The sequence below is a fragment of the Streptomyces sp. WAC 04229 genome (genome assembly GCF_003947455.1).
Classification (GTDB): domain Bacteria; phylum Actinomycetota; class Actinomycetes; order Streptomycetales; family Streptomycetaceae; genus Streptomyces.
This window is the reverse complement of sequence record NZ_QHJH01000256.1, coordinates 1-8226: the sequence shown is the minus strand read 5'-3', so window position 1 is coordinate 8226 and position 8226 is coordinate 1. Positions and strand designations below refer to the sequence as shown.

Sequence of the window (8226 nt, the reverse complement as noted above, 5' to 3'; positions counted from 1 at the left end):
CGCCTCACCCCCGCCCGGATCGCCACCCTGGTCGCCCTGGTCGCCCTGGTCGTGGCCGTCCTCGGGTTCGACCTGGACGCCGGTCTGACCGCGGTCAGCCTCGCCGTGGTGCTGAGCACCGCCTGGCCGGACGACAGCCGCCGCGCGGTCGGTGAGATCGCCTGGTCCACCGTCCTGCTGATCTGCGGCGTCCTCACCTACGTCGGCGTGCTGGAGGAGATGGGCACCATCACCTGGGCCGGTGAGGGCGTCGGCGGCATCGGCGTCCCGCTGCTGGCCGCGGTGCTGCTCTGCTACATCGGCGCGATCGTGTCGGCCTTCGCCTCCTCCGTGGGCATCATGGGCGCGCTGATCCCGCTGGCGGTGCCGTTCCTCGCGCAGGGCGAGATCGGCGCGGCCGGCATGGTGGCGGCGCTCGCGGTGTCGGCGACGGTCGTGGACGTCAGCCCCTTCTCGACCAACGGCGCGCTGGTGCTGGCCGCGGCGCCGGACGTCGACCGGGACCGCTTCTTCCGGCAGTTGATGGTGTACGGCGGGATCGTGGTGGCGGCCGTGCCCGTGCTGGCGTGGCTCGTACTGGTCGTGCCCGGCTTCGGGTAGGCCCCTTCGAAGACCGGCAATCGTGAGCAACAGCTAAGGAGTACGACGCGTGTCCTCTCTCTTCCCGGCCCTCTCCCCGGCCCCGGCCGACGGGCCCGCCCTGCGGTTCGGCGAGCGCTCACTGACGTACGCGGAACTCGCCGCCGCCGCGGGCGCCACGGCCGGGCGGATCGGGGCCGCCGGCCGGGTCGCCGTCTGGGCGACACCGGCGATGGAGACCGCGGTCGCCGTGGTGGCGGCCCTGCTGGCCGGGGTCCCCGCCGTACCGCTCAACCCGAAGTCCGGCGACAAGGAACTGGCGCACATCCTCGCCGACAGCGAGCCGTCGCTGGTGCTGGCCGCCCCGGACGCCGAACTCCCGCCGGCCCTGGGCTCCCTGGAGCGCGTCGACGTCGACGTGCACGCCACCGGGCCGGTGCCCGAGGACCGCTCCGCCGACGGGGACCCCGCGCTCGTCGTCTACACCTCCGGCACCACCGGACCGCCCAAGGGCGCAGTCATCCCCCGGCGCGCGCTCTCGACGACCCTCGACGCGCTCGCCGACGCGTGGCAGTGGACCGGCGACGACGTGCTGGTGCACGGGCTGCCCCTGTTCCACGTGCACGGCCTCGTACTGGGCGTCCTCGGGCCGCTGCGGCGCGGCGGCAGCGTACGGCACCTGGGCAGGTTCTCCGCCGAGGGCGCGGCGCGGGAGCTGAACGACGGCGCGACCATGCTGTTCGGGGTGCCGACGATGTACCACCGGATCGCCGAGTCGCTGCCCGGCGACCCGGAGCTGGCGAAGGCCCTGTCCGGGGCCCGGCTGCTGGTCTCGGGGTCGGCCGCGCTGCCCGTGCACGACCACGAGCGCATCGCCGCCGCGACCGGCCGGCGGGTGATCGAGCGGTACGGCATGACGGAGACGCTGATGAACACGAGCGTGCGGGCGGACGGCGAGCCGCGCGCCGGCACCGTCGGCGTGCCGCTGCCCGGGGTGGAGCTGCGGCTGGTGGAGGAGGACGGCACACCGATCGCGGAGCCGGACGGGGAGAGCGTCGGCGAGATCCAAGTGCGCGGACCGAATCTGTTCACCGAGTACCTCAACCGCCCCGACGCCACGGCCGCCGCCTTCACCCCCGACGGCTTCTTCCGCACCGGCGACATGGCGGTGCGCGACCCCGACGGCTACGTGCGCATCGTCGGCCGCAAGGCCACCGACCTGATCAAGAGCGGCGGGTACAAGATCGGGGCCGGCGAGATCGAGAACGCGCTCCTCGAACACCCGGCGGTGCGGGAGGCGGCCGTCACCGGTGAGCCCGACCCGGACCTCGGGGAGCGGATCGTGGCGTGGATCGTGCCCGCCGACCCCGGGGCGCCGCCCGCGCTGGAGACGCTGGCCGACCACGTGGCCGCCCGGCTCGCCCCGCACAAGCGGCCCCGCGTGGTCCGCCACCTCGACGCGCTGCCCCGCAACGACATGGGGAAGATCATGAAGCGGGCGCTGAACCGTGACTGACCGCCGGTCCGCGCGGGAGTTCCTCGCCCTCGTCACCGACGACTTCGCCGAACTCCCCCACCCCGAGGGCCCCTCGGAGCCCGACGGTCCGCTGGGCTGGCCCGGCTACGACGCCGCCCGCGCCCGCGCCGCCGAGCGCACCGGCGAGGAGGAGTCGGTGGTCTGCGGCACCGGGCACGTGGCGGGCGTGCGGGCCGTGCTCGTCGCGTTCGAGTTCGGGTTCCTCGGCGGTTCGCTGGGCCGGCGCACCGGCGACCGGCTGGAGGCCGCGTACACGTACGCCCGCGCACACCGGCTGCCGGTCGTGCCGCTGGTCGCCACCGGCGGCAGCCGGATGCAGGAGGGGATGCTCGCGCTGACCCAGCTCCAGCGGGTGGCGCGGGAGTCGGCGCTCACCCGGGAGGCGGGGCTGGCGCAGATCGCGGTGGTGCGGGACCCGGCGACCGGCGGCGGCTGGGCGACCCTGGGCGCGGGCGCCGACGTGGTCCTCGCGCTGCCCGGCGCCCAGGTCGGCTTCGCCGGTTCCCGGGTCCGGCCGCCGGACGCCGATCCGGCGGCGTACACGGCCGAGGCGCAGGTGGCGGCGGGCAGCGCGGACGCGGTGGTACCGGCCGACGAGCTGCGCGGCACGCTGGGCCGGTGGCTGCGGCTGCTGACGGCGCCGTCCGGCGATCCGGCGCCGGTGCCGGGACCGCTGGGGGCGCGGGACCTCCCGGCCACCGGCTGGGACGCGGTCCGCCGGGCCCGGAGACCCGGCCGTCCGCGCGCCGGGGCCTACCTGGACGCCTACTTCACCCACCGCGTCGCCCTGGTCGGGGACCGCTGCGGCGGCACCGACCCGGACGGCATGCTGTGCGGCTTCGGTGAGCGCGGGGGGCGGACGGTCGCGTACGCCGCCCAGACGGGGACGGCGACCGGTCCCGCCGGGTACCGCACCGCCACCCGGCTGATCCGTCTCGCGGAGCGGCTCGGCATCCCGGTGCTGACCCTGGTGGACACGCCGGGCGCGGCCAACGACGCGGCGGCGGAACGGCAGGGCGTGGGCGCGGCGATCGCCGAGCTGTTCGGGGTGATGGCCTCGGTGCGCACACCGGTGACCACGCTGGTGATCGGCGAGGGCGGCTCGGGCGGGGCGCTGGCGCTCGCGGCGCCCGGCCGCACCTGGGCCACCCCGGACAGCTACTTCTCCGTCATCGCACCGGAGCTCGCGGCGGCGATCCTGAAGCGAGGGCCCGAGGATGTGGAGGCGACGGCGGACCAACTGCGACTGCGTCCACAGGACTTGGCGGAGCTGGGCGTGATCCGAACAGGCGATCAGATGTTCCCTGGAACAGGTGATCGTCGCTCTGGGGAGCGTATGTGAATGGAGGGACCAACGATACTTACGGTGTGCGAGCAACGGGCTGCAGACCGTAGTTGACGCACATGTCCCAAGTAGGTCCCACACATGCACAGCGCAAGGAGCTGCACGATCATGAACCTTCTCACCGACATCCTCGCCGGCATCGTCCACTTCGTCGGCTGGCTGGTCTGACGGTCCGAGAAACCGACGGCGCCGCCTCCCCGTCCCAGGGAGGCGGCGCCGTCCGCGTGTCACCGCACGGCCACGGCCCGCACGATCTCCTGCGTGACCGAACCGCCCCGGTCGTCGCGCGCCGAGGCCCGCAGCGAAAGGTGCCCGGCCTCGCGGGGCACGTTCAGCGTCCCCTGCCAGGACGCCCGGCCGTGGTCGCCGCGCAGCCCGACCCGCTGCCAGGACTTGCCCTCGTCGTACGACACCTCCAGCTCCGCGCCGCCGATCCGCCCGGTGCCCTCGGCACCCTCCACGTACTCCGCGCCGAGCCCCACCTTGAGCTTCCTGCCGCCGCGCACCTCGCCCGCGAGGTCGGTGTCGACGTCGAAGGAGAGGTTGATCAGGGGCAGGAAGGTCCACCGGTCGTCCGGGGTCTCGGCCGAGCGGAAGGTCCACTCCGCGTGCCCCTCGGTGGCGAGCGGCCAGCGTGCCGCGTCGAGCGCGGTCTCGGTGACGAGCCGGTACGTGTGCTCGTCGGCCGGCGCCTCGTCCACGTAGGCGGCGGAACTCGGCCCCTCGTCGACCAGTTCGCCGTCCAGGTACACCGACGTGGTCTGCGTCATCCCGCTCCCCTCGCTCCACACGTCGCCGAAGCCGGTGTGGTCGGGACCGGAGTCGCCCCACCCGGGGGCGTTGAACTGGAGCATGTCGCCCGAGCGCTGCTGCCCCCAGCCGAGCCCGGTGCCGAGGTACGGATGCCAGACGGGCTTGAACCAGTTCAGCTCCGTGCGGTCACCGCCCCGGTACCGGACGAGTCCGCTCCGCTCCTCCAGCGCGTCCCCGGCGCTCGTCACGGACTCGTGCCACAGCTGGCCGGGACCGGTGGACACGTACTCGGTGCGCTCGGCCGGGTAGGCGATCCGCTCCTTGAAGCCGAGGCCGATCGGGAACGTGTCGGTGATCGAGTACCGGAACTCGCCGCCGCTCGCGGGCTCGGGGGCGTGGTACTTGGCCCGCAGCTCGGCCAGGTCGCGGCGCCCGGGCTCGTAGGTGAGGTCCCGGTCGGGCACCCGGCCGGCGTGTCCCTCGGAGAGGTCGTACACGTAGGGCGTGTTGGGCGTGGCGGTCATGTCGACCCGTCCCGCCTTCCGCAGCCGCTCGGCGTCGGCGGTGTTCACCGTGGCGATCTGGAGCGGCCGGTCGGCGTTGTCGTCCGTGCCCCACCACTCCATCAGCCGTCCGGGCGCGTCGTCCGTCACGAACAGCGCCTTCACGCCCGCGTCCTGCGCGGCCTGGGCGAGGGCGGCCGGTTCGGTGCCCTCGGTGAGCGTGGCGAGGGCCGCCCTGCCCCGGACGCGGGCCGGGAAGGGCCCGTCGCCGACGTCGACGAGCGACAGGCTGCTGCGCCCCTCGCCCAGGGTGCCGCCCGACTGGACGGTGGCCTCACCGACGCCCTTGACCTCCAGCAGCGGCTTGCCGAGCCGCCACACGGTGCGGTACTCGAAGCCGCCCTCGGTGACCTTGGTGGTGGGCGCGGCGAAGACGCTGTCGTACGTCAGCGGCACCTGCACCGCGCCGAACAGGTCGGCGCCGTTCGCGCTGCGGTCGTACTCCATGAGGAGCTGCCGCGTCTCGGTGCGCTTGTCCACGTCGGCGTCGATCTCGCGCAGCTTCCGGCCGTCGAGGGTGATCTCCCGGTCCCGGTCGAGGACGACCTCCGGCGCGGCGAGGAACCCGAGGCCCAGCGAGTCGGCACCCTTGCTGCCGCGCACGTCCAGGAAGGACGTCAGGCTGTACGTCCCCGGCGCGAGACGCAGCTCCAGGGTGCCGGAGTCGCCGACGTGCGCGGGGACGGGGTCGACGCCCTCGGCGAGGCGCTGGACGACCAGGTCGGCCGGGGAGGCGGCACCGGAACGGTCCTTGACGCGCACCGTCAGCGTGTACCGCTCGTCCTCCTTGGCCAGGCCGAACGCCGTGTGCGCGACGGGCTTTCCGTCCGCGCCGGACGCCACGATCCGGCCGCTCGTCGTCCCGGCCGGGGCCTTGGACGCGTCGCCGGTGACGGTGGTGGAGGCGGTGCCGTGCGCGGGCACCGTGAGGGCGGTGTCGGCGAGGGTGACGACGCCCTCGGGGGCGCCCTGCGCGGAGAGCTTCAACTCGACAGCGTTGTCGGAGGAGTTGGTGTAGGTGACGGTCCGCGTGACCGGCTCGTCGTCGTCGTGGGGCCAGGCGTGGAAGCCGAGGTCGGCGCTGCCCGTGGCGGTGACGTCGGCCGCGATGGCGTCCGGCACGCTCACCCGGCCCGCGCCCAACTGGTACGCGGAGGCGTCGAGCCCCTTCGACGTGGACATCAGCGCGTCCTTGAGCTGTGCGCCGGTCCAGTCGGGGTGCTGCTCGGCGAGCAGGGCGGCCACGCCCGAGACGTGCGGCGTCGCCATCGACGTACCGTCCATGGAGGTGTAGTCGCCACTGCCCTCGGCGAGCCGGGAGCGGGCCGCGAGGATGCCGACGCCCGGCGCGGACAGGTCGGGCTTGAGCGCCTGGTCGCCGTGGCGGGGTCCGGCGCTGGTGAACCAGGCCGCCTCGTCCGCGGAGTCCACGGCCCCGACGGTCAGCGCGGCGTCGGCCGCGCCGGGCGAGCCGATGGAGGACGGGGCGCCGGTGTTGCCGGCCGCGATGACGAACAGGGCGCCGGTCTCGCGGGACAGGCTGTCGACGGCCTCGGCCATCGGGTCGGTGCCGTCGCTGGGCTCGGTCGAGCCGAGGCTCATGGAGACGATGTCGGCGTCCACGTCCCGGGCGGCCCACTCCATGCCGGCGATGATCTCCGACTCGCTGCCCGAACCGGAGTCGTTCAGCACCTTGCCGATCGCGAGCTCGGCGCCGGGTGCGACGCCCTTCTCCTTGCCGTCGGAGGCCGCGCCGCTGCCGCCGACGGTGGAGGCGACGTGCGTGCCGTGCCCGTTGCGGTCGGCGACCTCCTCCCCCGCGATGAAGCTCCGGCTCTCCGTGACCCGTCCGGCCAGGTCGGGGTGGCCCGCGTCCACACCGCTGTCCAGCACGGCGACGGTGACGCCCTTGCCGGTCAGCCCGGCCTGCCAGGCCTCCGGGGTGCCGATCTGCGCGTTGGACTCGGCCATGGCCGCGGTGACCCTGCCGTCGAGCCACACCCCGTCGACACCGGCGCCACGGGTGAATTCCCGCCAGAAATCACGCCCCTTGCCGGCCTCCACCGCGGCACCGCGCACGCTGGGCAGCGCCCGGGTCCGCCGGGTGCCCTGCGGGGTGGCCGACCGGGTGCCCTTCTCGTAGGTCACGATCAGCGGCAGCGTGCCGGTCTCGGTGTCGGCGAGGCCCTGGTCCAGCAACTCGTCGACGTCGAAGAGCCGTTCGTCGAGGCTGCCGTCGCGCAGGTACGGCAGGGCCTCGTCGGGAACGACGGTGGTCCGGCCGCCTGAACTGCGGGTGTGCACGGCTCCGTCGGCGCCTTCGGGCCGCTCGACCGTGACGGTCCTGCGTCCGCCGCCGAGTTCCGTGACGGTCACCCGGTCGCCGGTGACGAGGGTGACGGTGCGGGCCGCGGTGTCCCGGGCCACGGCGGCCGGGGGGTGCGCCGGCTCCGGGGGCGGATCCTGTGCCGCCGCCGTCCCGGTCGGCAGCAACGCGATCACGAGCCCCGCCGACAGGAGGGTCGCCCCGCGTCCGACTGGTCCTCTGCTCATCCAGGCCTCACTTCGCGTCGTCGTCTGGTGCTGTGAAGAGTGCTGTGAGCAGTCTCAGGGGGCTTTTGGTACACGGCAGTTGACAGAGCGTGGCGGATTGGCGCCCTGGCGGGTTTCCGCCAGTGGTCCGGCGGACCGGCACCTCGAGCCGCGACACGGCCGAGTACCGTCCGTCACAATGGTGCCGCGCACGGTGCTGCGCACGGACACGTACGGCACACGGGGAGCGAGCGGCGGCATGGACGGGTTGGTCGAGTTCAAGACCGGGGACGGCGTGCGGGTGGTCGTCGAGGGCGTCGAGGACGAGGACGGCGCGCGGCTGGTCTCGCGCGGCGACGGACCCGCCCGGGCGGCCCGCACCTTCGAGGAGTCCCTGGAGGGCGTCCGGGCGGCGGCCGCGTCCGCGCTGCGGGTCTTCAGGGACGGCACGCTCAGACCCGACGCGGTGGAGCTGGAGTTCGGGGTCAAGCTGAGCGCGGAGGCGGGCGCGGTCATCGCGAAGGGCACGGCGGAAGGCCATCTGGTGGTGAAGCTGAGCTGGGCTCCGGAGCCCGGCCCCGCCCGCCCGGAGGGCCCGGACGCCGCCGCACGGTCATGAGCGGTTCCGCGTGGCACGCCCGCGTCGAGTGCGGTCCCGAGGTCGGCGCCGGATTCCTGGTCTCCGGCCGCCGGTTGCTCACCTGCGCCCATGTCGTCAGGTGGGCCGACCGGGCACCGGTCACGGTGAGCTTCCCGGGCCGCCGGGACCTCGGCGGACTGTCGGCCGCCGTCGCCGTGCACGGCGGCTGGCAGGGCGGCGCCGCCGACCCCGGCGACCTGGCCGTGCTGGAACTGGACCGCGACGTGCCGCTCACCCCGGCCGCCTTCGCCCCGCCCCGCGCCGAACGGACCACGCC

General features: G+C 74.5%; 6 protein-coding genes. 5 read left to right on the top strand and 1 reads right to left on the bottom strand.

Translation table 11 applies throughout. The features are described from left to right. The 3 genes from DMH12_RS35365 to DMH12_RS35355 all read left to right on the top strand — a co-directional run. Positions 1-600, top strand: a 600-nt coding sequence (locus DMH12_RS35365) for an SLC13 family permease (protein ID WP_399189965.1), incomplete at its 5' end; no start/stop codon positions are given. Between the two features lie 49 nt (positions 601-649). Further along, a complete protein-coding gene (locus DMH12_RS35360; protein ID WP_125495408.1) occupies positions 650-2095 on the top strand; it encodes an acyl-CoA synthetase in 1446 nt (481 codons plus the stop codon). Beyond that, positions 2088-3458: a carboxyl transferase domain-containing protein gene (locus DMH12_RS35355; protein ID WP_125495407.1), complete on the top strand. Its 1371-nt coding sequence runs from the start codon at positions 2088-2090 to the stop codon at positions 3456-3458. Before DMH12_RS35360 ends, DMH12_RS35355 begins: the two co-directional genes overlap by 8 nt. A gap of 230 nt (positions 3459-3688) precedes the next feature. On the opposite strand, the gene DMH12_RS35350 is transcribed toward DMH12_RS35355, so the two are convergent. Continuing rightward, positions 3689-7330 (bottom strand): S8 family serine peptidase, encoded by a 3642-nt coding sequence (locus tag DMH12_RS35350; RefSeq protein ID WP_125495406.1) that lies wholly within the window; start codon positions 7328-7330, stop codon positions 3689-3691. Between the two features lie 238 nt (positions 7331-7568). On the opposite strand from DMH12_RS35350, the gene DMH12_RS35345 reads away from it, so the two are divergent. Both DMH12_RS35345 and DMH12_RS35340 read left to right on the top strand, forming a co-directional pair. Further along, a complete protein-coding gene (locus DMH12_RS35345; RefSeq protein WP_185832736.1) occupies positions 7569-7928 on the top strand; it encodes a CU044_2847 family protein in 360 nt (119 codons plus the stop codon). Beyond that, the coding region (locus DMH12_RS35340) for a trypsin-like peptidase domain-containing protein (RefSeq protein WP_148107579.1) at positions 7925-8226 on the top strand (302 nt) is incomplete at its 3' end. The genes DMH12_RS35345 and DMH12_RS35340, both read left to right, overlap by 4 nt.

Bases quoted from the DNA above. Each gene is read 5' to 3' on its own strand.
- DMH12_RS35345 (WP_185832736.1), top strand. From the start codon at position 7,569: ATGGACGGGTTGGTCGAGTTCAAGACCGGGGACGGCGTGCGGGTGGTC.
- DMH12_RS35350 (WP_125495406.1), bottom strand. From the start codon at position 7,330: ATGAGCAGAGGACCAGTCGGACGCGGGGCGACCCTCCTGTCGGCGGGG.